This window comes from Pseudomonas sp. TE3728 (genome assembly GCF_056279145.1).
The window spans coordinates 3696345-3718204 of sequence record NZ_JBWBQT010000001.1; the positions used below are offsets into that span (position 1 = coordinate 3696345).

Annotated in this window: 25 protein-coding genes; 16 read left to right on the forward strand and 9 right to left on the reverse strand. The window is 60.2% G+C overall.

Annotated elements, in window-relative coordinates; all coding sequences use genetic code 11:
- Window positions 1-44 precede the first annotated feature (44 nt).
- Window positions 45-1079: a type IV pilus twitching motility protein PilT gene (locus ACZ89R_RS16040; RefSeq protein WP_123500239.1), complete on the reverse strand. Its 1035-nt coding sequence runs from the start codon at window positions 1077-1079 to the stop codon at window positions 45-47.
- A gap of 56 nt (window positions 1080-1135) precedes the next feature.
- On the opposite strand from ACZ89R_RS16040, the gene ACZ89R_RS16045 reads away from it, so the two are divergent.
- From ACZ89R_RS16045 to ACZ89R_RS16090, 10 genes are all read left to right on the forward strand, one after another.
- On the forward strand, window positions 1136-1822 hold the full coding sequence (locus tag ACZ89R_RS16045; RefSeq protein ID WP_429545263.1) for a YggS family pyridoxal phosphate-dependent enzyme: 687 nt from the start codon (window positions 1136-1138) through the stop codon (window positions 1820-1822).
- A gap of 35 nt (window positions 1823-1857) precedes the next feature.
- Entirely contained in the window at window positions 1858-2676 is an 819-nt protein-coding gene (gene proC / locus ACZ89R_RS16050) for a pyrroline-5-carboxylate reductase (protein WP_429545262.1), read from the forward strand.
- Window positions 2677-2700: 24 nt separating this feature from the next.
- The gene (locus ACZ89R_RS16055) at window positions 2701-3288 is read left to right on the forward strand and encodes a YggT family protein (protein WP_429545261.1); all 588 of its coding nucleotides are present in this window, start codon (window positions 2701-2703) and stop codon (window positions 3286-3288) included.
- Window positions 3288-3581, forward strand: coding sequence for a DUF167 domain-containing protein (locus tag ACZ89R_RS16060; RefSeq protein WP_018928703.1), 294 nt, complete (start codon window positions 3288-3290; stop codon window positions 3579-3581). Before ACZ89R_RS16055 ends, ACZ89R_RS16060 begins: the two co-directional genes overlap by 1 nt.
- A gap of 272 nt (window positions 3582-3853) precedes the next feature.
- A complete protein-coding gene (metX, locus tag ACZ89R_RS16065) occupies window positions 3854-4993 on the forward strand; it encodes a homoserine O-succinyltransferase MetX (RefSeq protein WP_218395303.1) in 1140 nt (379 codons plus the stop codon).
- Between the two features lie 7 nt (window positions 4994-5000).
- Window positions 5001-5621, forward strand: a complete 621-nt coding sequence (gene metW, locus ACZ89R_RS16070; RefSeq protein WP_052964988.1) for a methionine biosynthesis protein MetW — start codon at window positions 5001-5003, stop codon at window positions 5619-5621.
- 26 nt (window positions 5622-5647) lie between these two features.
- Window positions 5648-6082 carry a DUF4426 domain-containing protein gene (locus tag ACZ89R_RS16075; protein ID WP_063342254.1) on the forward strand — a complete coding sequence of 145 codons (435 nt, stop codon included), beginning with the start codon at window positions 5648-5650 and terminating at the stop codon, window positions 6080-6082.
- Complete coding sequence (rdgB, locus tag ACZ89R_RS16080; RefSeq protein WP_429545260.1) at window positions 6079-6675, forward strand: RdgB/HAM1 family non-canonical purine NTP pyrophosphatase; 597 nt, start codon at window positions 6079-6081, stop codon at window positions 6673-6675. Before ACZ89R_RS16075 ends, rdgB begins: the two co-directional genes overlap by 4 nt.
- A complete protein-coding gene (gene hemW, locus ACZ89R_RS16085; RefSeq protein WP_429545259.1) occupies window positions 6672-7877 on the forward strand; it encodes a radical SAM family heme chaperone HemW in 1206 nt (401 codons plus the stop codon). The genes rdgB and hemW overlap by 4 nt, the downstream gene beginning before the upstream one ends.
- Before the next feature lie 9 nt (window positions 7878-7886).
- Window positions 7887-8210: a DUF3392 domain-containing protein gene (locus tag ACZ89R_RS16090; protein ID WP_007897907.1), complete on the forward strand. Its 324-nt coding sequence runs from the start codon at window positions 7887-7889 to the stop codon at window positions 8208-8210.
- A gap of 131 nt (window positions 8211-8341) precedes the next feature.
- On the opposite strand, the gene trmB is transcribed toward ACZ89R_RS16090, so the two are convergent.
- From trmB to ACZ89R_RS16110, 4 genes are all read right to left on the reverse strand, one after another.
- Window positions 8342-9067: a tRNA (guanosine(46)-N7)-methyltransferase TrmB gene (trmB, locus tag ACZ89R_RS16095; RefSeq protein WP_429545258.1), complete on the reverse strand. Its 726-nt coding sequence runs from the start codon at window positions 9065-9067 to the stop codon at window positions 8342-8344.
- A gap of 9 nt (window positions 9068-9076) precedes the next feature.
- Complete coding sequence (locus tag ACZ89R_RS16100; RefSeq protein ID WP_218395306.1) at window positions 9077-9871, reverse strand: thiazole synthase; 795 nt, start codon at window positions 9869-9871, stop codon at window positions 9077-9079.
- Between the two features lie 60 nt (window positions 9872-9931).
- Window positions 9932-10132, reverse strand: coding sequence for a sulfur carrier protein ThiS (gene thiS / locus ACZ89R_RS16105; protein WP_007897898.1), 201 nt, complete (start codon window positions 10130-10132; stop codon window positions 9932-9934).
- Between the two features lie 173 nt (window positions 10133-10305).
- Window positions 10306-10674, reverse strand: coding sequence for a DUF423 domain-containing protein (locus ACZ89R_RS16110; protein WP_218395307.1), 369 nt, complete (start codon window positions 10672-10674; stop codon window positions 10306-10308).
- 74 nt (window positions 10675-10748) lie between these two features.
- Here ACZ89R_RS16110 and mtgA point away from each other — a divergent pair, with 74 nt between their 5' ends.
- Window positions 10749-11471 (forward strand): monofunctional biosynthetic peptidoglycan transglycosylase, encoded by a 723-nt coding sequence (gene mtgA, locus ACZ89R_RS16115; protein ID WP_429545257.1) that lies wholly within the window; start codon window positions 10749-10751, stop codon window positions 11469-11471.
- 200 nt (window positions 11472-11671) lie between these two features.
- Here mtgA and rpoH read toward each other — a convergent pair whose 3' ends face one another.
- The 4 genes from rpoH to ftsY all read right to left on the reverse strand — a co-directional run bounded on the left by rpoH (window position 11672) and on the right by ftsY (window position 15841).
- Window positions 11672-12526, reverse strand: coding sequence for an RNA polymerase sigma factor RpoH (gene rpoH, locus ACZ89R_RS16120; RefSeq protein ID WP_007897890.1), 855 nt, complete (start codon window positions 12524-12526; stop codon window positions 11672-11674).
- Window positions 12527-12639: 113 nt separating this feature from the next.
- On the reverse strand, window positions 12640-13668 hold the full coding sequence (ftsX, locus tag ACZ89R_RS16125; RefSeq protein WP_429375892.1) for a permease-like cell division protein FtsX: 1029 nt from the start codon (window positions 13666-13668) through the stop codon (window positions 12640-12642).
- Window positions 13665-14336: a cell division ATP-binding protein FtsE gene (ftsE, locus tag ACZ89R_RS16130; protein ID WP_018928694.1), complete on the reverse strand. Its 672-nt coding sequence runs from the start codon at window positions 14334-14336 to the stop codon at window positions 13665-13667. Before ftsE ends, ftsX begins: the two co-directional genes overlap by 4 nt.
- Window positions 14333-15841, reverse strand: coding sequence for a signal recognition particle-docking protein FtsY (gene ftsY, locus ACZ89R_RS16135; RefSeq protein ID WP_429545256.1), 1509 nt, complete (start codon window positions 15839-15841; stop codon window positions 14333-14335). Before ftsY ends, ftsE begins: the two co-directional genes overlap by 4 nt.
- 343 nt (window positions 15842-16184) lie before the next feature.
- Here ftsY and ACZ89R_RS16140 point away from each other — a divergent pair, with 343 nt between their 5' ends.
- The 5 genes from ACZ89R_RS16140 (at window position 16185) to ACZ89R_RS16160 (ending at window position 21812) form a co-directional block, all read left to right on the forward strand.
- On the forward strand, window positions 16185-17540 hold the full coding sequence (locus ACZ89R_RS16140) for a M16 family metallopeptidase (protein ID WP_429545255.1): 1356 nt from the start codon (window positions 16185-16187) through the stop codon (window positions 17538-17540).
- Window positions 17533-19023, forward strand: coding sequence for a M16 family metallopeptidase (locus ACZ89R_RS16145; RefSeq protein WP_429545254.1), 1491 nt, complete (start codon window positions 17533-17535; stop codon window positions 19021-19023). The genes ACZ89R_RS16140 and ACZ89R_RS16145 overlap by 8 nt, the downstream gene beginning before the upstream one ends.
- Before the next feature lie 259 nt (window positions 19024-19282).
- Complete coding sequence (gene rsmD / locus ACZ89R_RS16150; protein WP_429545253.1) at window positions 19283-19906, forward strand: 16S rRNA (guanine(966)-N(2))-methyltransferase RsmD; 624 nt, start codon at window positions 19283-19285, stop codon at window positions 19904-19906.
- A 73-nt stretch (window positions 19907-19979) separates the two neighbouring features.
- On the forward strand, window positions 19980-20978 hold the full coding sequence (locus ACZ89R_RS16155; protein WP_429545252.1) for a hydrolase: 999 nt from the start codon (window positions 19980-19982) through the stop codon (window positions 20976-20978).
- 3 nt (window positions 20979-20981) lie between these two features.
- Window positions 20982-21812, forward strand: coding sequence for an AraC family transcriptional regulator (locus ACZ89R_RS16160; protein ID WP_429545251.1), 831 nt, complete (start codon window positions 20982-20984; stop codon window positions 21810-21812).
- Window positions 21813-21860 lie beyond the last annotated feature (48 nt).

Here is a 21860-nt window from a genome sequence, read left to right on the forward strand (position 1 = left end):
GCTGCCGAAGGCTGCGATCTTTTGCTTTCAGACGGCCTCCCTTCTCAAAAATTATCCGGCGACCGCGCCTTCTCCCGCGCATGCTCGCGACTGATCACGCCCTTGGTCACCAACTCCTTCAGGCACATATCCAGCGTCTGCATCCCCAGCGACCCTCCGGTCTGAATCGACGAATACATCTGCGCCACCTTGTCTTCGCGGATCAGGTTACGGATCGCCGAAGTGCCAAGCATGATTTCGTGGGCGGCAACTCGCCCGCCGCCGATTTTCTTGATCAATGTCTGCGACACCACCGCCAGCAATGACTCGGAAAGCATCGAGCGCACCATCGATTTTTCGTCGCCCGGAAACACGTCCACCACCCGGTCGATGGTTTTCGCCGCCGACGTGGTGTGCAGCGTGCCGAATACCAGGTGACCGGTCTCGGCGGCAGTCAATGCCAGCCGAATAGTCTCCAGATCACGCATCTCCCCCACCAGAATCACGTCCGGGTCTTCGCGCAGGGCCGAGCGCAGCGCCGTGGCGAAGCTGCGGGTATCGCGATGGACTTCGCGCTGATTGATCAGGCATTTGCGCGATTCATGGACGAACTCGATCGGGTCTTCGATGGTGAGGATGTGGTGATGGCGATGGTTGTTCAGGTAATCGATCATCGCCGCCAATGTGGTGGACTTGCCCGAACCGGTCGGGCCGGTCACCAGCACCAGGCCCCGGGGGGCTTCGGTAATCTTGCGAAACACTTCCCCCATCCCCAGATCGTCCATGCTCAGAACCTTGGACGGAATGGTCCGGAATACCGCGCCCGCCCCCCGATTCTGGTTGAAGGCATTGACCCGAAAACGCGCCACGCCGGGCACTTCGAAGGAAAAGTCGGTTTCAAGATGCTTCTCGAAGTCCACCCGCTGGAGGTCGTTCATGATGTCGTAGATCAGCTCATGCACTTCCTTGTGATCCAGAGCCGGCAGGTTGATGCGTCGCACATCGCCGTCGACACGGATCATCGGTGGCAGGCCGGCGGACAGGTGCAGGTCAGACGCGCCTTGTTTGGCGCTGAAAGCCAGCAGCTCAGTGATATCCATAGCGCTCCTCAATTCCAGTAGAATGCCGCGAACCTTCAGACCGCTGGCGCCTCTTGATGTCCACGATAGCAGACAACATTCTTCAGGTTAGTTCACGCATCCAGGCAGCAGCCAAAGCCGCCCACCGCGATGAGAACAGCATCCAGCTGCTGGCCGTGAGCAAGACCAAACCCGCCGAAGCCCTGCGTGAAGCCTACGCCGCCGGGATCCGCGACTTTGGCGAAAACTACCTGCAGGAAGCCTTGGGCAAACAGCTCGAATTGGCCGACCTGCCCTTGATCTGGCACTTCATCGGCCCCATTCAATCGAACAAGACTCGCGCTATCGCCGAGCATTTCGACTGGGTGCATTCCGTGGATCGCTTGAAAATCGCACAACGGCTGTCCGAACAACGTCCCGCCGATTTGCCTCCCTTGAACATCTGCATCCAGGTCAACGTCAGTGGTGAAGCCAGCAAGTCTGGCTGCACCCCGGCTGACCTGCCCGCCCTGGCCAATGCGATCAGCGCTCTGCCGCGCTTGAAATTGCGCGGTTTGATGGCGATTCCCGAGCCGACTGAAGATCGCGCCGCCCAGGACGCGGCTTTTGCTGCCGTACAGAGCCTGCAAGCCAGCCTGAACCTGCCACTCGACACACTTTCCATGGGCATGAGCCACGACCTCGAGTCAGCCATTGCCATGGGCGCCACTTGGGTCCGTATCGGAACGGCCCTTTTTGGTGCCCGCGACTACGGCCAGTCTTGAACAATGGCTGACACCTCTCTTTATAAGGACCTGACATGAGCAAGACTCGTATTGCCTTTATCGGAGCCGGCAACATGGCCGCCAGCCTGATCGGCGGCCTGCGCGCCAAAGGTCTGGACGCCGCGCAAATCCGCGCCAGTGATCCGGGTGAACAAACCCGTGCCCGCGTGAGTGCCGAACACGGCATCGAAGTGTTCGCCGACAACGCCGACGCCATTCAGGGCGTGGACGTGATCGTGCTGGCGGTCAAACCCCAGGCGATGAAAGCCGTGTGCGAAGCCATTCGCCCAAGCCTTGCGCCGAATCAACTGGTGGTCTCGATTGCGGCAGGCATCACCTGCGCCAGCATGCACAACTGGCTTGGCGCCCAGCCCATCGTGCGCTGCATGCCTAACACCCCGGCGCTGCTGCGTCAGGGCGTAAGCGGTTTGTTCGCCACCAGCGAAGTGAGCGTCGAGCAACGCCAGCAAGCTGAAGAGCTGCTGTCGGCGGTTGGCATTGCCCTGTGGCTGAACGAAGAACAGCAACTGGACGCGGTCACCGCCGTTTCCGGCTCGGGCCCTGCATATTTCTTCCTGCTGATCGAAGCCATGACCGCCGCGGGCGTGAAGCTCGGCCTGCCAGCGGACATCGCCGCGCAACTGACCGTGCAAACCGCTTTGGGTGCTGCACACATGGCGGTCGCCAGCGATGTCGACGCGGCTGAACTGCGTCGTCGCGTGACGTCGCCTGCGGGCACCACCGAAGCGGCGATCAAGTCGTTCCAGGCCGACGGCTTCGAAGCCCTGGTAGAAAAAGCACTCGGCGCCGCTGCGCACCGCTCGGCCGAGATGGCTGAGCAACTCGGTCGCTAATCAGCTCTTACAAAGGAATCAATGATGCTCGGACTCAATGACGCTGCCATTTTCATCATCAAAACCCTGGGCAGCCTGTACCTGCTGATCGTGCTACTGCGCTTCATCCTGCAATTGGTTCGGGCGAATTTTTACAACCCGCTCTGCCAGTTCATCGTGAAAGCCACTCAACCGCTGCTCAAGCCCCTGCGCCGGGTCATCCCGAGCATGTTCGGGCTGGACATGTCGTCACTGGTACTGGCGTTGATCGTGCAGATGGTGCTGATAGCGGTCATCCTGCTGCTCAAAGGCTTCGAGGTCGACTTGCTGTTTTTAGTGCCTTGGGCACTGATCGCAGTCTTCTCGCTGTTTCTGAGTGTTCTGTTCTACGCGATGATCATCAGCGTGATCCTGTCCTGGGTCGCCCCGGGGAGCCACAATCCGGGCGCAGAGCTGGTACAGCAGATCACCGAACCGGTACTCGCCCCGTTCCGCCGTATCATTCCGAACCTGGGCGGCCTCGACATCTCGCCGATCTTCGCGTTTATCGCGATCCAGTTACTGCAAAGCTGGCTGATCCCGCGACTTGCGTACTATGCCCTCATGCCGCAGGGGCTGCTCGGCCTGATCTGATGAGCTATTTTCGCTGGGACGGTGATGACCTGATTCTGGAATGTCACCTGCAACCTGCGGCCCGCAGCGATGATTTCTGCGGGCTGCATGGCGATCGCCTGAAGATCCGCCTGACCGCACCGCCGGTTGAAGGCAAGGCCAATGCGTACCTGATGGCGTTTCTGGCCAAGGCGTTCGGGGTTTCCAAGAGTCAGGTGAGTTTGATCAGCGGAGAGCTGAACCGGCAGAAACGGGTGCGGATTTGTTCGCCGAAGAAGCTGCCGGATTTGCCGGATCTGGTGCGCCCGGCCTGACCAATGTGGCGAGGGGATTTATCCCTACTGGGCTGCGCCCTGTAGGAGCTGCCGAAGGCTGCGATCTTTTGATCTTTCGCTTTGAACTCAATTGGTAGGGGAAAGATCGCAGCCTCGTTGCACTCGACAGCTCCTACGGGGCCGCTTCGCGCCCCAACGGGAGCAAGCTCCCTCGCCACAGGTACATCGGGAAAAAATCAGGCCCGGCCTTTGCTTGCCGCTAGCCACAGCGGTCTTTAGACTTACGCCTCATTTCAATGAGAGCAGGGTCGATGCCAGCTGCCTTCCCCCCCGATTCTGTTGGTCTGGTGACGCCGCAAGTGGCGCACTTCAGTGAACCCCTGGCCTTGGCCTGCGGACGTTCGCTGCCCGCTTATGACCTGATCTACGAAACCTACGGCACGCTGAACGCTACGGCGAGCAACGCCGTGCTGATCTGCCACGCCTTGTCCGGTCACCATCACGCTGCCGGCTTCCACAGCCCCGACGACCGCAAACCCGGTTGGTGGGACAGCTGCATCGGCCCCGGCAAGCCGATCGACACCAACAAGTTCTTCGTGGTCAGCCTGAATAATCTCGGCGGGTGCAATGGTTCCACCGGCCCCAGCAGTGTCAATCCGGAAACCGGCAAGCCATTCGGCGCCGACTTCCCGGTCCTGACTGTGGAAGACTGGGTCCACAGCCAGGCGCGTCTGGCTGATTTGCTCGGCATCCATCAATGGGCGGCGGTGATTGGCGGCAGCCTCGGCGGCATGCAGGCCTTGCAGTGGACCATCACCTACCCGGACCGCGTGCGGCACTGCCTGGCCATCGCCTCGGCACCGAAACTGTCGGCGCAGAACATCGCGTTCAACGAAGTCGCACGCCAGGCGATCCTCACCGACCCGGAGTTCCACGGCGGCTCGTTCCAGGAAGCAGGTGTAATCCCCAAGCGCGGGCTGATGCTGGCGCGGATGGTCGGGCACATCACGTACCTGTCCGACGACTCCATGGGCGAGAAATTCGGTCGCGGCCTGAAGAGCGAAAAGCTCAACTACGACTTCCACAGCGTCGAGTTCCAGGTCGAAAGCTACCTGCGCTATCAGGGCGAAGAGTTTTCCGGACGTTTCGACGCTAACACCTACCTGCTGATGACCAAGGCACTGGACTACTTCGACCCGGCGGCGAACTTCGACAATGACCTGGCGAAAACCTTCGCCAATGCCCAGGCCAGGTTCTGCGTGATGTCTTTCACCACCGATTGGCGCTTCTCCCCTGCCCGCTCGCGGGAACTGGTGGACGCGCTGATGGCGGCCAGGAAAGACGTCTGCTACCTGGAGATCGATGCTCCGCAAGGCCACGACGCCTTCCTGATTCCGATCCCGCGTTACTTGCAGGCCTTCAGCAATTACATGAACCGTATAGCGCTTTGAGGAAGACATGAGAGCCGATCTGGAAATCATCCAGGAATGGATCCCCGCCGGCAGCCGCGTGCTCGACCTCGGTTGCGGTGATGGCGAGTTGCTGACCTGGCTGCGTGACCACAAACAGGTTACCGGCTATGGCCTGGAAAACGACCCGGACAACATTGCCGAGTGCGTGGCCAAGGGCATCAACGTCATCGAGCAGGACCTGGACAAGGGCTTGGGCAACTTCGCCAGCAACAGCTTCGACATCGTGGTCATGACCCAGGCCCTGCAAGCTGTGCACTACCCGGACAGGATCCTCGACGAAATGCTGCGCGTCGGTCGCCAGTGCATTATCACCTTCCCCAACTTCGGTCACTGGCGCTGCCGCTGGTACCTGGCGAGCAAGGGCCGGATGCCGGTTTCGGAGTTTCTGCCGTACACCTGGTACAACACGCCGAACATCCACTTCTGCACTTTCGAAGACTTTGAAGCGCTGTGTCGCGAACGTGAAGCCAAGGTCATTGATCGGCTTGCCGTGGATCAACAGCATCGGCATGGGTGGGCCAGTAAGCTATGGCCTAATCTGTTAGGTGAGATCGGCATCTACCGCGTCAGCAGCCCCGGTCTGCCGGACCACAAGGTCGCGGTCTGAATCACGACACTTCGAGGAGAACGATCATGGGTCGTCTAGCACTGTTTTTACTTACTGCCTGCCTGAGCGTCACCGCCATGGCCGCCGACGTCATCAAGGGCGAGCGCAAGGAAACCTTTGGCGACGTGACGGTGCATTACAACACCTTCAATTCCACCTTCCTGACGCCGGAGATCGCCAAAGCGGCGGAGCTGACTCGCAGCAAGAATCAGGGCGTGATCAACGTCTCGGTACTCAAGGAAGGTAAACCACAGACGGCTCAGGTCAGCGGCACGGTCAAAGACCTGACCAGCCAAAGCATCCCGCTGAAGTTCAAACAGATCACCGAAACAGGTGCGGTGTACTACATCGCCCAGTTCCCGGTGGATCAGCAGGAAATCCGCACCTTTGACATCAAAGTGCAGACCGGCGACAAAACCAACACCATCAGTTTCCAACAAGAGCTTTTCCCTGGCCAATGATGAATTTCACCCAACTCGTACTGGCCAGCCACAACGCCGGCAAACTCAAGGAACTCCAGGCCATGCTCGGCGAATCGGTGCACTTGCGCTCGATCGGCGAGTTCAGCAGCGTCGAGCCTGAAGAAACCGGCCTGTCGTTCGTCGAGAACGCCATTCTCAAGGCCCGTAATGCCTCGCGCATTTCCGGTCTGCCAGCCTTGGCCGATGATTCGGGGCTGGCAGTGGATTTCCTTGGCGGTGCGCCGGGTATCTACTCGGCCCGCTATGCTGACGGTAACGGCGATGCGGCGAACAACGCCAAACTGCTCGACGTCTTGCAAGACGTGCCCGAAGCCGAGCGCGGCGCGCAATTCGTCTGCGTGCTGGCATTGGTGCGTCATGCCGACGATCCGTTGCCGATTCTCTGCGAAGGCCTGTGGCATGGGCGCATCCTGACCCAGGCCAGCGGCGAACACGGTTTTGGCTACGACCCGCTGTTCTGGGTGCCGGAGCGCGAGTGCTCCAGCGCCGAACTGAGCCCGAGCGACAAGAACCAGATCAGTCACCGCGCCCGTGCAATGGATCTGCTGCGCCAGCGTCTGGGCCTGAAATGACCCATGACTCGTCCGCGTCGCCGCTGATCTTCGGCGGCGCCGCCCAATCGCCTCGAGCGGCCCTGCCCGTGCTGCCGCCCCTGGCGTTGTACATCCACATCCCGTGGTGTGTACGCAAATGCCCTTATTGCGACTTCAACTCCCACACCGCCAGCCCCGTGCTGCCGGAAGAAGAATATGTCGACGCCCTGCTGGCCGACCTCGATCAAGACCTGCATGCGGTCTATGGCCGTGAGCTGAGTTCGATCTTCTTCGGTGGCGGCACGCCGAGCCTGTTCAGTGCCAAGGCGCTGGGTCGCCTGCTCAAGGGCGTCGAGCAACGAATTCCGTTTGCCAGCGACATTGAAATCACCCTGGAAGCCAACCCCGGAACCTTCGAGCAGGAGAAATTCCGCGCCTACCGGGCGCTGGGCATCAATCGCCTGTCGATCGGCATCCAGAGCTTTCAGGAAGAGAAACTCAAGGCCCTGGGGAGAATTCACAACGGCGATGAAGCCGTACGTGCCGCCGGCATGGCCCGCCAGGCCGGTTTCGATAACTTCAATCTCGACCTGATGCATGGTTTGCCCGATCAGTCCCTGGACGATGCCCTGAACGACCTGCGCCAGGCCATTGCCCTGAAGCCGACGCACCTGTCCTGGTATCAACTGACGCTGGAACCGAACACGGTGTTCTGGAACCAGCCGCCAACGCTGCCGGAAGACGACACCCTGTGGGACATTCAGGAGGCCGGTCAGGCGCTGTTGGCCGAACACGGTTACGCGCAATACGAAGTCTCGGCCTATGCCCTGCCCGGCCGTCCGGCGCGGCATAACCTCAATTACTGGAGTTTTGGCGACTTCATCGGCATCGGTGCCGGCGCCCATGGCAAACTCAGTCACCCGGACGGGCGCATCGTGCGCACCTGGAAGACCCGCCTGCCGAAGGACTACCTCAATCCGGCCAAAAGCTTCAAGGCTGGCGAGAAAGCGCTGCCCGACGAAGAACTGCCGTTCGAGTTCCTGATGAACGCCTTGCGCCTGACCGAGGGCGTCGAAGCGCAGTTGTATCCGGAGCGCACCGGGTTACCTCTGGAAAGCCTCGCCGAAGGCCGTCGCGAGGCCGAACAAAGTGGCTTGTTGCAGGTCGAACCGTCACGTCTGGCGGCCACGCTGCGCGGACAACTCTTTCTCAATGACTTGCTGCAAAAATTTCTGACATAAGGAAATCGAATGGATCTGGTACTCGACCTGCTCGCCACCGTGTCCCGCTGGAGCCGTAGCAACCTGTCGGAAATCTCTCTGGCGCTGGTGGGCTGCCTGCTGGTGCTGTTTGGCGCCGACATCAAAGGTTGGGTCGACCAACGCCTGGGCAGCATCGCCGGCGCTTTGCGCGTCCCGCTGATGGCCCTGCTGTGCATGGTCGGCAGTGGCGTGGCGCTGATCTATGCAACGCCATGGATCATCAAAGGCCTGAGCCAGTTCAACAACTACAGCCTGGCACCGGTGTTGTTGGTGGTGCTGGTGTTGATTGGCGTTGTAGCCGACCGCCGCTGATTTCAGTTACAACCGAAAACAACTGTGGGAGCGAACCTGCTCGCGATAGCGGTCTGACAGTCAACAAAGATGTTGAATGTTATGACGCCATCGCGAGCAGGCTCGCTCCCACAGTTTTTATTGCGTAGGGCTCAGGACTGTTTTTCGAACTTCAGATCCCACACGCCATGCCCAAGGCGTTCGCCGCGGCGTTCGAACTTGGTGATCGGGCGTTCGGTCGGGCGTGGGACGCATTTGCCGTCTTCGGCGAGGTTGCGGTAGCCCGGGGCGACGTTCATCACTTCCAGCATGTACTCGGCGTACGGTTCCCAGTCGGTGGCCATGTGCAACACACCGCCGACCTTCAACTTGCTGCGCACCAGTTCGGCGAACGACGCCTGAACGATACGACGCTTGTGGTGACGGCTCTTGTGCCACGGGTCCGGGAAAAACAGCATCAGGCGATCGAGGCTGTTGTCGGCGATGCAACGGTTGAGCACTTCGATTGCATCGCAATCGTAGACGCGCAGGTTGGTCAGCCCCTGTGTCAGCACGCCATTGAGCAGCGCGCCGACACCCGGCCGGTGAACCTCAACGCCAATGAAATCCTGCTCCGGCGAGGCCGCGGCCATTTCCAGCAGCGAATGGCCCATACCAAAGCCGATTTCCAGCGAACGTGGCGCCGAACGCCCGAACACCTGATCGAAGTCCACCGGCTCATCGGCCAAAGGCAGTACGAACAGCGGTGTGCCTTGGTCCAGACCGCGCTGCTGGCCTTCGGTCATGCGCCCGGCGCGCATCACGAAACTCTTGATGCGACGGTGTTGGCGCTCTTCGCCTTCTTCCTGCTGGATAGGCGTTTCGTTTGATTCAGTCATCAATGGCTCTTACTTGATCAGACCATCCAGCGGCGAGGAGGCGCTGGCATAGAGTTTTTTCGGCATGCGGCCGGCGAGGTAGGCCAAGCGACCTGCAACGATGGCGTGTTTCATGGCTTCTGCCATCATGATCGGCTGCTGGGCATGGGCGATTGCCGAGTTCATCAGCACCGCTTCGCAACCCAGCTCCATGGCGATGGTGGCGTCGGAGGCGGTACCGACACCGGCATCCACCAACACTGGGATCTTGGCTTCTTCGAGGATGATCTGCAGGTTGTACGGGTTGCAGATCCCCAGGCCCGTGCCGATCAGACCGGCCAGCGGCATCACCGCGATAACGCCGATTTCCGCCAGTTGACGGGCAATGATCGGGTCATCGCTGGTGTACACCATCACGTCGAAACCTTCCTTGACCAGCACTTCGGCGGCCTTGAGGGTTTCGATCACGTTGGGGAACAGGGTTTTCTGGTCCGCCAGCACTTCCAGCTTCACCAGGTTGTGGCCGCCGAGCAGCTCACGGGCCAGACGGCAGGTGCGCACAGCCTCGGTAGCGTCGAAGCAACCGGCGGTGTTAGGCAGGAAGGTGTAGCGTTCCGGCGACAGGACTTCGAGCAGGTTCGGTTCGCCCGGGTTCTGGCCGAGGTTGGTGCGGCGCACGGCGAAGGTGACGATCTCGGCACCCGAGGCTTCGATGGCCAGGCGGGTTTCTTCCATGTCGCGGTACTTGCCGGTGCCTACCAGCAAACGCGACTGGTAAGTACGACCGGCCAGGACGAAGGGCTTGTCGCTACGAACGATGCTCATGGGAAATCCTCTGTAGGGGTGAGGTTCTTGCAGAATTCTGTGCCCATCAGGGCCGGGCGACTAGCCGCCGCCGATGGCATGGACCACTTCAACGGAATCGCCGTCGTTCAGTGTGGTTTCTGCGTGCTGGCTGCGCGGGACGATATCCAGATTGAGCTCGACCGCCACCCGGCGTCCGGTCAGTTCCAGACGGGTCAGCAGGGCCGCAACGGTTTCACCGTCGGGCAGTTCAAGGGATTCGCCGTTCAATTGAATGCGCATACCGAATGCCGCCATCATTTTTAGGGGCTGGCATTCTAGCCCGATCACTCAGGCCGACCCAAGCCATTCGTCTTGAAACCCGATCCCGTAGGAGCGAGGCTTGCCCGCGAAGGCATGGTGTCAGTCAACGAAGAAGGTGACTGATACGACGCCTTCGCGGGCAAGCCTCGCTCCTACAGCCGCCAGGCGGCAAGCCCCAGGCAAACCCAGCCGACCAGGAACGCCAGGCCACCGATGGGCGTAACGATCCCGAGCTTGCTGATGCCGGTGATCGTCAGCAGGTACAGGCTGCCGGAAAACAACAGAATGCCGATAGCAAAGGATGCGCCGGCCCAAGTAATCAGTCGACCGGGAATTTGCGTGGCGAGCAGCGCCACACCCAGCAGCGCCAGGGTATGCACCAGTTGATAGGTGACGCCCGTATGGAAAATCGCCAGGTACTCGGCGCTCAGGCGGCTTTTCAGGCCATGGGCGGCGAATGCGCCCAAGGCAACACCGGTGAAGCCGAAAAAAGCAGCCAGCATCAGGAAGCCACGCAACATGAAGAACTCCAGTCAGACTCGATCAACAGGGTCTGTATAATGGCCGGCTCAACGGGTTCGGCCAAGCCATCTCTATGCTGCAGTTAATTTTCCGTCGTTTCACAAAGGCCCTGCTCTGGTTCGCGGCTGGCAGCATATTGCTGGTGTTGCTGTTCCGGGTGGTACCGCCACCGGGAACGGCGTTGATGGTCGAGCGCAAGATCGAATCCTGGTTCGACGGCGAACCCATCGACCTGCAACGCACCTGGAAACCCTGGGATGAAATCTCTGACGACCTGAAAGTCGCAGTGATTGCCGGCGAAGATCAGAAGTTTCCCGAGCATTGGGGCTTCGATTTCGGCGCAATTCAGGCAGCGTTTGCGCATAACGAGCGCGGCGGCTCGATTCGTGGTGCCAGCACTCTGAGCCAGCAAGTGTCGAAGAACCTGTTTCTGTGGTCTGGCCGCAGCTGGCTGCGCAAAGGCCTGGAGGCCTGGTTTACCGGGCTGATCGAGGTGCTCTGGCCCAAACAGCGGATTCTTGAGGTGTACCTCAACAGCGTCGAGTGGGATGAAGGCGTGTTTGGCGCCGAAGCGGCGGCTCGGCATCACTTTGGTGTAGGCGCTCGCTCGATATCCCGACAGCAGGCAAGTTTACTGGCTGCGGTACTGCCGAACCCGCGGGTGTGGAGCGCCAGTCATCCAACCTCTTACGTTGCAAGACGGGCCGGGTGGATTCGCCAGCAGATGAGTCAGTTGGGCGGGGACAGTTATCTGCTCGGGCTCAACGATTCGCGCCGGGCACCTTGGGCCCAATGATATCGAAGCCCCCTGTGGGAGCGAGCCTGCTCGCGATAGCGTCAGGTCAGTCGCTATGAATGCTGAATGATCAACCGCTATCGCGAGCAGGCTCGCTCCCACAAGGTCGACGCAAAACCGGAAATCGGGCACCAACAAAAACGCCCCGATCAATGATCGACGATCAATGATCGGGACGTTTTTTTATGCCTGAGCTGCGGTTATGCGGCGATCGACAACTTGAGCTTGTTCATCGCGCTCTTCTCGAGCTGACGAATACGCTCGGCCGACACGTTGTACTTCTGCGCCAGGTCGTGCAGCGTAGCTTTTTCTTCTGCCAGCCAGCGCTGGTAGAGGATGTCGCGGCTGCGGTCGTCCAGCACTTCAAGCGCTTCGTGCAGGTTGTGGTTTGAGTTATCGCTCCAGTCGGCGTCTTCCAGTTGACGGGCCGGATCGTACCGGTGGTCTTCCAGGTAGTTGGCCGGCGACTGGAATGCACTGTCGTCGTCCGCTTCCGCGGCCGGGTCGAAGGCCATGTCATGGCCGGTCAGGCGACTTTCCATCTCGCGCACTTCCCGCGGCTCTACGCCGAGGCTTTCCGCCACACGATGGACTTCCTCGTTGTTCAGCCAGGCCAGACGTTTCTTCTGGCTGCGCAGGTTGAAGAACAGCTTGCGCTGGGCCTTGGTGGTCGCGACTTTCACGATCCGCCAGTTGCGCAGGATGAACTCGTGGATTTCCGCCTTGATCCAGTGCACCGCAAAGGACACCAGGCGTACACCCATTTCCGGGTTGAAACGCTTGACCGCTTTCATCAGGCCGACGTTGCCTTCCTGGATCAGGTCAGCCTGGGCCAGGCCGTAGCCGGAATAGCTACGGGCAATGTGTACGACAAAACGCAGGTGGGCGAGCACCATCTGCCGAGCCGCCCCCAAATCCTGCTCATAATAGAGACTCTCGGCCAGTTCACGCTCCTGCTCCGGCGTCAGCAATGGAATGCTGTTCACCGTGTGCACATAGGCCTCCAGGTTCGCACCCGGGACCAGAGCATATGCAGGCTGCAAAGAATTGGTCATACGAAAAAACCTCCGACTTACATAACTCGTGCAGTTCAGCACTGCGAAAATTGACCGGAAACCAAAAGACAAGTTCCCATAAACGCTGAAAGGTCAATACGAGCAAAATGATATTACTTTGGCGCAAGCTCCCGCAGGTGGCGTGCGACTGCAATCCATGCACCGATATACCCCAACAGCACCGCGCCAAGCAAGAGCGATAGACCGTCGGCAACTGGCACTCCGGCCAGCGCAAAATCACTGCCGTACAAACCGGCCAGTCCAACCACCGCGTCGTTCAGCCAGTTCAGGCCGAACGCCAATACACCCCAGGAAAGAATCCCCGCACCAAAGCCATAAAGCGCGCCCATATACAGAAAGGGCCTGCGCACATAGCTGTCAGTGCCGCCGACGAGTTTAATCACTTCTATCTCTGTGCGGCGGTTTTCAATATGAAGACGAATGGTATTGCCTATCACCAAAAGTAATGCAGAAACCAAAAGCACGGTCAGACCGAAGACAAATCGGTCGCCCAGCTTGAGGATGGCTGCCAGACGCTCGACCCAGACTAGATCAAGTTGCGCCTGTTGTACCTTCGGCAATTCGGAAAGTTTTTGTCTCAATGCTTCAAGCGCAGGCTTGTCGACCTCGTTCGGGGTCACCAGGACCACGCCCGGCAGCGGGTTTTCCGGGAGTTCCTTGAGCGCTTCGCCTAGCCCGGACTGCTGCTGGAACTCTTCCAGCGCCTGATCGCGTCCCACGTATTCGGCTTCGGCCACGCCCGGCATGCCCTTGATCTGCTCACGCAATGACTCGCCCTGTTCAGGGCTGGCATCGAGTTGCAGGTACAGGGAAATCTGCGCCGCACGCTGCCAGGAACCGCCGAGACGCTCGACGTTACTTAGCAAAAGTGACAGGCCCATCGGCAAACTCAGGGCAACTGCCATCACCATGCAGGTGAAAAAGCTGCCGATCGGGTGTTTGCCCAAGCGGCGCAAGCTGTCCAGCAGACTGGCGCGATGGCTTTCGATCCAGGCACGGAACAGCGTAGGGAAATCCGGGCCATCGTCATCGTCGCGCTTTTTCTTCTGCTGCTGCGGTTGCGGATCGGCGGCTTTCGGGGCCACGCGCTCGGAAACCTTGGGGCTACGTGTTGCACTCATACGCCAGCCTCCCCGTCGCCGATCAATCGGCCACGCTGCAGGGTGAGCATGCGATGACGCATGCGGGCAATCAGAGCCAGGTCGTGACTGGCGATCAGCACGCTGGTGCCCAAACGGTTGATGTCTTCGAACACGCCCATGATTTCTGCCGCCAGACGCGGGTCGAGGTTACCGGTCGGTTCGTCCGCCAGCAGCAAGGCCGGACGGTGAACGATGGCGCGAGCGATGCCGACCCGCTGTTGCTGGCCGGTGGACAGGTCGCCGGGGTAGAGATCGGTTTTGTCCGAGAGCGCCACGCGCTCCAGGGCCGAGTCCACGCGCTTGACGACTTCGGCCTTGGACAGGCCAAGGATCTGCAGCGGCAACGCGACGTTGTTGAACACCGTGCGATCGAACAGCAGCTGGTGATTCTGGAACACCACGCCGATTTGACGGCGCAGGAATGGAATCTGCGCATTGCTGATGGTGCTCAGGTCTTGCCCTGCCAGCAGCAATTTGCCGGTGGTCGGACGTTCCATCGCCAGCAGCAGGCGCAACAAGGTGCTTTTACCGGCGCCGGAATGGCCGGTGACAAACAAGAATTCACCCCGACGGACTCGAAAACTCAGCTCATGCAAGCCGACGTGACCATTCGGGTAGCGTTTACCGACCTGTTCGAAACGAATCATGAACGCTCCCGCTCGGCAAACAATGCCTGGACAAAGGGTTCTGCTTCAAAAGTACGCAAATCATCGATGCCTTCGCCGACGCCGATATAGCGAATCGGCAAGCCAAACTGCTTGGCCAGGGCGAAAATCACCCCGCCCTTGGCGGTGCCATCGAGTTTGGTCAGCGCCAGGCCAGTCAGTTCGACGGTCTGGTTGAATTGCTTGGCCTGGTTGATGGCGTTCTGGCCGGTACCGGCGTCAAGCACCAGCAGCACCTCATGGGGCGCGTCGGCATCAAGCTTGCCGATCACCCGGCGAACTTTTTTCAGTTCTTCCATCAGGTTGTCTTTGGTGTGCAAGCGACCGGCGGTGTCGGCGATCAGCACGTCAATGCCACGGGCCTTGGCGGCCTGCACGGCATCGAAGATGACCGAAGCCGAGTCGGCGCCGGTGTGCTGGGCGATCACCGGGATCTTGTTGCGCTCGCCCCAGACCTGCAATTGCTCGACCGCGGCGGCACGGAAAGTATCACCAGCGGCGAGCATGACTTTCTTGCCTTCCAGCTGCAGCTTCTTCGCCAGTTTGCCGATGGTGGTGGTCTTGCCGGCGCCGTTGACGCCCACCACCAGAATCACGAACGGCTTGTTCTGCGAGTTGATTTTCAGTGGCTGCTCGACGGGCTTGAGCATCGCCGCCAGCTCCGCCTGCAAGGATTTGTACAACGCGTCGGCATCAGCCAGCTCTTTGCGGGCGACTTTCTGGGTCAGGCGCTGAATGATCACCGAGGTCGCTTCGACGCCGACATCGGCGGTCAGCAGACGGGTTTCGATGTCTTCGAGCAACTCGTCATCGATGATTTTCTTGCCGAGGAACAGGCTGGCCATGCCCTCGCCAATGCTGGCGCTGGTCTTGGACAAGCCTTGTTTGAGACGGGCGAAGAAACCAGCCTTGGTCTCTTCGGTTCGCACCGGCTCGACCGGAGTTTCGACGGGTGCAGGCGTGGTGGCGACAGGAGCGATAACCGGTGCAGGTGCAGGCTCTGGCGCTTGAACAATCGGAGCAGGAGCAACAAATGCCGGCGCTACAGGCTCTGGAGCAACCGGTGCAGGCTCGGCCACGAACACAGGCTCAACCACTGGCGCCTGAACCGGCTCAGGCGCAAACGCAGTCGGGGCCGGAATCGGCGGCGTGATATGAGCTGCTTGCTCATCTTCGACCAATGCCACCGGCTCTTCCGCCACCGGCAACGTCAGCCACGGCTCGGCGGCAGGCGTCAGCGGCAACGGGGCCACGACTTCGGTTTCAGGAACAGGAACAGGCTCGGCCGCGGATTGCAGCACCGGCTCGGCGATCGGCAGGACAACCGGCGCGGGAGCTTCTTCCACGACTGGCGCAGGTGTTGGCTCAGGAAGTGGTTGTGGCTGTTCGACAACGGGTTCCTGCGGCTTTTTGCGCAGCCATCCGAACAGGCTTTTCTTCTCGCCAGCCGCAGCTGGGGTCTTCTTGTCGTCGTTGGAACCAAACATGGAGGACGGCTATCTCACGGTAGCGACGCGCCAAAGGGCGCCTCGGCAATAAATAATTCGATGCAGAACAGACTGCGATTCATCCAGCTTGTTCACGCGCAACATTTTGTCGAGGTACCAACGGCACCTCAAAGGTTGATTAATACGAAGGACTGGAACGGCATCGTCGGCGAAAACGCAGAGTTTAGCTGACAAACTCAAAGCCCAAGCCGTAAACCCATACAACCTGATCAAACGTAAAGGCCTGATAGGCGTGGCCGCCAGTAAAACGGATCAGTATCCTAGCACCCTCTCGCCCGCCGACGCTAAGACCAAGCGGGCAGCCCAACAGGTTTAAAAACGAATGAATGCTCTAGCCCGCCGCGCTGCAGGCCTGCTGTTCAGTACAGTTTGTCTGCCACTTTCAGCCCTGGCTGCCGATCCACAACCCACCCACGAATTCACCCTCGACAACGGCCTGAAGGTTGTCGTGCGCGAAGACCATCGTGCGCCAGTCGTCGTTTCCCAGGTCTGGTACAAGGTCGGCTCAAGCTATGAGACCCCAGGCCAGACCGGGCTGTCCCATGCGCTGGAACACATGATGTTCAAGGGCAGCGAGAAGGTCGGCCCCGGCGAAGCGTCGCTGATCCTGCGCGACCTCGGTGCCGAAGAGAACGCCTTCACCAGCGATGACTTCACCGCGTATTACCAAGTACTGGCCCGTGACCGCCTGGGCGTGGCCTTCGAGCTGGAAGCCGACCGCATGGCCAATCTGCGCCTGCCGGCCGACGAGTTCACCCGCGAGATCGAGGTGATCAAGGAAGAACGTCGCCTGCGCACCGATGACAAGCCGATGTCCAAGGCCTACGAGCGCTTCGTGGCCATGGCCTACCCCGCCAGCGGTTATCACACGCCGACAATCGGCTGGATGGCGGACCTCGACCGCATGAAGATCGAAGAACTGCGCCACTGGTATCAATCTTGGTATGTGCCGAACAACGCCACTCTGGTGGTGGTCGGTGACGTCACCCCGGACGAAGTCAAAACCCTGGCCCAGCGCTACTTCGGCCCGATCGCCAAGCGCGCCGTGCCATCCGCGAAAATCCCGCTGGAGCTGGCCGAGCCCGGCGAACGCAAGATCACCCTGCATGTGCAGACTCAATTGCCGAGCCTGATGCTGGCCTTCAATGTGCCGAGCATCGCCACCGCTGAAGACAAGCGCTCGGTGAACGCTCTGCGCCTGATTTCCGCACTGCTCGATGGCGGCTACAGCGGCCGGATCCCGACGCAACTGGAACGCGGCGAAGAGCTGGTGTCCGGCGGTTCGTCGAGCTATGACGCCTACACCCGCGGCGACAGTCTGTTCACTTTGTCGGCTACGCCGAACACCCAGAAAAAGAAAACAATGGCCCAGGCGGAAGCCGGCCTTTGGAAACTGCTTGAACAGCTTAAAACCACCGCGCCGTCCATTGAAGAGCTGGAGCGCGTGCGAGCGCAGGTCATTGCCGGCCTGGTCTACGAGCGTGACTCGATTACCAGCCAGGCCACCGCCATTGGCCAACTGGAAACTGTCGGGCTGTCCTGGAAACTGATGGACACCGAACTCGCCGAACTGGAAAGCGTGACCCCGCAAGACATCCAGAAGGCCGCCAAGCTGTACTTCACTCGCGCACGTCTCAGCGTCGCCCATGTACTGCCACAGGAGACGACTCATGAGTGAGCGTAAAAAACCGCGCCTGGCCCTGATCGGCCTGATCGTCATTGCGTTGCTGGGGTCTGGCGTCTTCTATTTCTCCAAGTCTGACAAAACCAGCGCCAGCGAAGCCCTCGACAAAGCAAAAGCCAGCCAGAAACTGCAATCGTTGGCAGAACTCGACGGCAAGGCCCCAAGCCATCGCTCGCTGAACGTGCAAACCTGGAACACCGCCGAAGGCGCCAAGGTATTGTTCGTCGAAGCCCGGGAGCTGCCGATGTTCGACATGCGCCTGATCTTCGCTGCCGGTAGCAGCCAGGACGGCGATGCTCCCGGCCTGGCACTGCTGACCAATGCCATGCTCAATGAAGGTGTGGCCGGCAAGGATGTCAGCGCTATTGCCCAGGGCTTCGAAGGCCTGGGAGCCGACTTCGGCAACGGCGCCTATAAAGACATGGCGATTGCCTCGCTGCGCAGCCTCAGTGCCGCGGATAAACGCGAGCCTGCCTTGAAGCTGTTTGCTGAAGTGGTCGGCAAACCGACCCTCCCCGCCGATTCCTTTGCACGCATCAAGAACCAGATGCTGGCCGGCTTCGAATACCAGAAACAGAACCCCGGCAAACTCGCCAGCCTGGAGCTGATGAACCGCTTGTATGGCGATCACCCGTACGCGCATTCCAGCGATGGCACGGCGAAAAGCATTCCACCGATTACCCTGGCGCAGTTGCGGGCCTTCCATCAGAAAGCCTACGCCGCCGGTAACGTGGTGATCGCGCTGGTGGGCGACCTGTCCCGCTCCGAGGCCGAGGCGGTTGCCGCACAAGTGTCCGCCGACCTGCCCAAAGGGCCGGCCCTGGCGAAAATCGAACAACCGACCGACCCCAAGCCCAGCATCGGCCACATCGAGTTTCCGTCCAAGCAAACCAACCTGATGATCGCGCAACTGGGCATCGACCGTGACGATCCGGATTACGCAGCGCTGTCGCTGGGCAATCAGATCCTTGGCGGCGGTGGCTTCGGCACCCGGTTGATGAGCGAAGTGCGCGAGAAGCGCGGCCTGGCCTATGGCGTGTATTCGGGTTTCAGCCCGATGCAGGCTCGCGGGCCGTTCATGATCAACCTGCAAACCCGCGCCGAGATGAGCGAAGGTACGCTGAAACTGGTGCAGGACGTGCTCGCCGACTACCTTAAAACCGGCCCCACCGAGAAAGAACTCGACGATGCCAAGCGTGAACTGGCCGGCAGCTTCCCGCTGTCCACCGCCAGCAACGCCGATATCGTCGGGCAGCTCGGCGCCATGGGTTTTTACAACTTGCCGCTGAGCTACCTGGAAGACTTCATGCAACAGTCCCAGAGCCTGACCGTCGAGCAAGTCAAAACCGCATTGAACAAACACCTGAGCACGGACAAACTAGTCATCGTCAGCGCTGGCCCGACCGTGCCGCAAAAGCCGTTACCGGCCCCTACTGACAAACCTGCCGAGCAACCGCTCGGGGTTCCGGAGCATTAATGATGGGCCGGTCATCAGTTGTTTCCTGTGTCGCGCCGGGCCTGCTGTGGTGCAGGGCAAGGCGCGAGGAGCGTGGTTTGGTCATTCCAAATAAGCTCCGAGTAACGCAGCCCTGCGCCACAGCAGGCCCGGCCCTTCGGGTTGTGTCTGAAAGCGGGCCAGGCTGCGTTGCAGTCCTTGGCAAGGGAACAAACATTACCAGCGGACTGCGCCTTGCCTGGCCCGCTTTCAGACAACAACGCGACACAGGAAATAACTGATGACCGGCCCTCGTCCATCGCGTCCTAAAAAACCTGTTCACAACGTGCATAACGGTGTGAATCAACTGCGCATCATCGGCGGTGAATGGGGCAGCCGAAAGCTGAGCTTCCCCGATGCGCCAGGCTTGCGTCCAACGCCGGACCGAGTCCGTGAAACCCTGTTCAACTGGCTCGCGCCCTATGTCGCCGGGGCCAAGGTACTCGACCCCTTTGCCGGTAGTGGCGCATTGTTTCTCGAGGCTTTGTCCCGTGGCGCAGCAATGGGCCAGGCACTGGATGCCAGCAACATTGCGGTAGCGAGCATCAAGGAACATCTGGGCACCCTGCGTTGCACGACCGGCCAGGTACAAACCGCCGACGCCTTGCGCTATCTCGAAACCCAACCGGCCACGGCGTTCGATCTGGTGTTTCTCGACCCGCCGTTCAATCAGAATCTGTTGCCTGCCGTTTGCACTTTGCTCGAAGAGCGTCAGTGGCTGAGTGACGATGCGTGGGTCTACACTGAAAGCGAAACGGCACCGTCGATATTGGGTTTGCCAGAAAATTGGCGCCTGCATCGGGAGCAAAAATCAGGACGGGTTTACTACGCGTTGTGGCAACGTATGGCAGGGATCGCCGGTTAGTCCGGCCTGTAAAAACGGTGCGAAGCTCAGTCAGTTAACGCTGCGGGTAAGCACCGCTGCATCGAGAGCAATCGTGTCCCATCTGCCAGAACGTTTCACCCCCGCCTACGGCCTGGGCAATCCGCATTTACAAACCTTGTGGGGACCGCTATGGCGCAAAACCACACACCTGGACCGCGAGCGCGAACGCTTATGGCTCGAAGACGGCGACTTCCTTGACCTGGACTGGCATGGCCCCCACAGCGCGAATGTGCCACTGGTGCTGGTGCTGCACGGCCTGACTGGCTCATCGAATTCACCTTACGTGGCCGGTGTGCAGAAGGCGCTGGGCGCCCAGGGTTGGGCCAGCGTCGCGCTGAACTGGCGAGGCTGTTCCGGCGAACCCAATCTGCTGCCGCGCAGTTACCATTCCGGGGCCAGCGAAGACCTGGCCGAAACCATCAAGCACCTGCGAACCCAGCGCCCTCTCGCACCGCTGTATGCGGTCGGTTATTCCATGGGCGGCAATGTGTTGCTCAAGCACCTGGGCGAAACCGGCAGCAACAGCGGCGTACTTGGCGCGGTGGCGGTGTCGGTGCCGTTTCGGCTCGATCAGTGCGCCGATCGTATCAGCCAGGGTTTCTCAAAATTCTATCAAGCGCATTTCATGCGGGAGATGGTCGCGTACATCAAGAACAAGCAGCGCAGGTTCCAGCATGAAGGGCATCAGGATGGCTTGGCGGCATTGGCTGCGCTGGGCTCGCTGGAAAACATGCGCACCTTCTGGGACTTCGATGGCCGGGTCACCGCGCCGCTGAATGGTTTCGCCGATGCCGCGGATTATTATCGCCGCGCTTCGAGTCGTTATTTCCTTGGGGAGATTCGCACACCGACCCTGATTATCCAGGCGGCCGACGACCCGTTTGTCTTTCCTCATAGCCTGCCGCATGCCGACGAATTGTCTGCCTGCACTCAATTCGAGTTGCAGGCCAAGGGCGGGCATGTCGGCTTCGTCGAGGGCACGTTTCGGCAGCCGGGTTATTACCTGGAACGGCGCATTCCCCAATGGCTCGCCACCACAGGGCGCAAGTAACCCATGGGGCTGGATCAGGGCGAGTCGATTCACTTCTGGCAAACGGCGCCGTTGGCCGGGGTCGAGCTGTTGTCCGCACGCTACATCGAACACCGCTTCGCCCCCCATGTGCATGACGGCTATGTGATCGGCATGATCATGGCTGGCGCCCAGCGTTATCGCTATCGAGGTGCCGAGCATCTGGCGGGCAGCGGCACCCTGGTGCTGATCAACCCGGATGAACTGCACACCGGCCACAAAGGCACCGAAGACGGTTGGTTGTACCGGGCGTTTTATCCCGACAGTGGGCAGATTCTTTCACTGCTGGACGAGCTCGAACTGCCGACCGATACCTTGCCGGCGTTTGGTGCCACGTTGTATCGCGATCCGGATCTTGTGAAGGGATTCTGCCAACTGCATTGTTTGCTGGAGAGCCCGTCCACGGCGCTGCAGCAGCAAACGGCTTGGCGGGAAATGATGCTGTCGCTGTTGCAACGTCACGCAGCCGTTCCAATTGCCGGTAAACCCGGCAAGGAACACCGGGCGGTGACCTTGGCGAAGGAGCTGCTGCAATCACGCTTGGCGGCGCCGCCCTCGCTGGAAGAACTGGCGACGACGGTGAACCTGTCGCCCTTCCATTTCGCCCGAGTATTCCGCAGGGCCACCGGCATGCCGCCACACACCTGGTTGATGCAGCAGCGTATCGCCCGGGCCCGGGCGCTGTTAAAGCGCGGCTGCCTGCCACTGGAAGTCGCGACGCAACTGGGTTTTGCCGACCAGAGCCATCTGAGCCGGCAATTCAAACAGGTTTACGGCGTAGGACCGGGGGCGTATCGCAGCGCCCGCCTGGAATAACAATGTGCCGCTAAAAGATCGCAGCCTTCGGCAGCTCCAGGGAGATGC

Coding starts and splice junctions, on each gene's coding strand:
- ACZ89R_RS16040 (WP_123500239.1), bottom strand. CDS start 1,079: ATGGATATCACTGAGCTGCTGGCTTTCAGCGCCAAACAAGGCGCGTCT.
- ACZ89R_RS16045 (WP_429545263.1), top strand. CDS start 1,136: ATGTCCACGATAGCAGACAACATTCTTCAGGTTAGTTCACGCATCCAG.
- proC (WP_429545262.1), top strand. CDS start 1,858: ATGAGCAAGACTCGTATTGCCTTTATCGGAGCCGGCAACATGGCCGCC.
- ACZ89R_RS16055 (WP_429545261.1), top strand. CDS start 2,701: ATGCTCGGACTCAATGACGCTGCCATTTTCATCATCAAAACCCTGGGC.
- ACZ89R_RS16060 (WP_018928703.1), top strand. CDS start 3,288: ATGAGCTATTTTCGCTGGGACGGTGATGACCTGATTCTGGAATGTCAC.
- metX (WP_218395303.1), top strand. CDS start 3,854: ATGCCAGCTGCCTTCCCCCCCGATTCTGTTGGTCTGGTGACGCCGCAA.
- metW (WP_052964988.1), top strand. CDS start 5,001: ATGAGAGCCGATCTGGAAATCATCCAGGAATGGATCCCCGCCGGCAGC.
- ACZ89R_RS16075 (WP_063342254.1), top strand. CDS start 5,648: ATGGGTCGTCTAGCACTGTTTTTACTTACTGCCTGCCTGAGCGTCACC.
- rdgB (WP_429545260.1), top strand. CDS start 6,079: ATGATGAATTTCACCCAACTCGTACTGGCCAGCCACAACGCCGGCAAA.
- hemW (WP_429545259.1), top strand. CDS start 6,672: ATGACCCATGACTCGTCCGCGTCGCCGCTGATCTTCGGCGGCGCCGCC.
- ACZ89R_RS16090 (WP_007897907.1), top strand. CDS start 7,887: ATGGATCTGGTACTCGACCTGCTCGCCACCGTGTCCCGCTGGAGCCGT.
- trmB (WP_429545258.1), bottom strand. CDS start 9,067: ATGACTGAATCAAACGAAACGCCTATCCAGCAGGAAGAAGGCGAAGAG.
- ACZ89R_RS16100 (WP_218395306.1), bottom strand. CDS start 9,871: ATGAGCATCGTTCGTAGCGACAAGCCCTTCGTCCTGGCCGGTCGTACT.
- thiS (WP_007897898.1), bottom strand. CDS start 10,132: ATGCGCATTCAATTGAACGGCGAATCCCTTGAACTGCCCGACGGTGAA.
- ACZ89R_RS16110 (WP_218395307.1), bottom strand. CDS start 10,674: ATGTTGCGTGGCTTCCTGATGCTGGCTGCTTTTTTCGGCTTCACCGGT.
- mtgA (WP_429545257.1), top strand. CDS start 10,749: ATGCTGCAGTTAATTTTCCGTCGTTTCACAAAGGCCCTGCTCTGGTTC.
- rpoH (WP_007897890.1), bottom strand. CDS start 12,526: ATGACCAATTCTTTGCAGCCTGCATATGCTCTGGTCCCGGGTGCGAAC.
- ftsX (WP_429375892.1), bottom strand. CDS start 13,668: ATGAGTGCAACACGTAGCCCCAAGGTTTCCGAGCGCGTGGCCCCGAAA.
- ftsE (WP_018928694.1), bottom strand. CDS start 14,336: ATGATTCGTTTCGAACAGGTCGGTAAACGCTACCCGAATGGTCACGTC.
- ftsY (WP_429545256.1), bottom strand. CDS start 15,841: ATGTTTGGTTCCAACGACGACAAGAAGACCCCAGCTGCGGCTGGCGAG.
- ACZ89R_RS16140 (WP_429545255.1), top strand. CDS start 16,185: ATGAATGCTCTAGCCCGCCGCGCTGCAGGCCTGCTGTTCAGTACAGTT.
- ACZ89R_RS16145 (WP_429545254.1), top strand. CDS start 17,533: ATGAGTGAGCGTAAAAAACCGCGCCTGGCCCTGATCGGCCTGATCGTC.
- rsmD (WP_429545253.1), top strand. CDS start 19,283: ATGACCGGCCCTCGTCCATCGCGTCCTAAAAAACCTGTTCACAACGTG.
- ACZ89R_RS16160 (WP_429545251.1), top strand. CDS start 20,982: ATGGGGCTGGATCAGGGCGAGTCGATTCACTTCTGGCAAACGGCGCCG.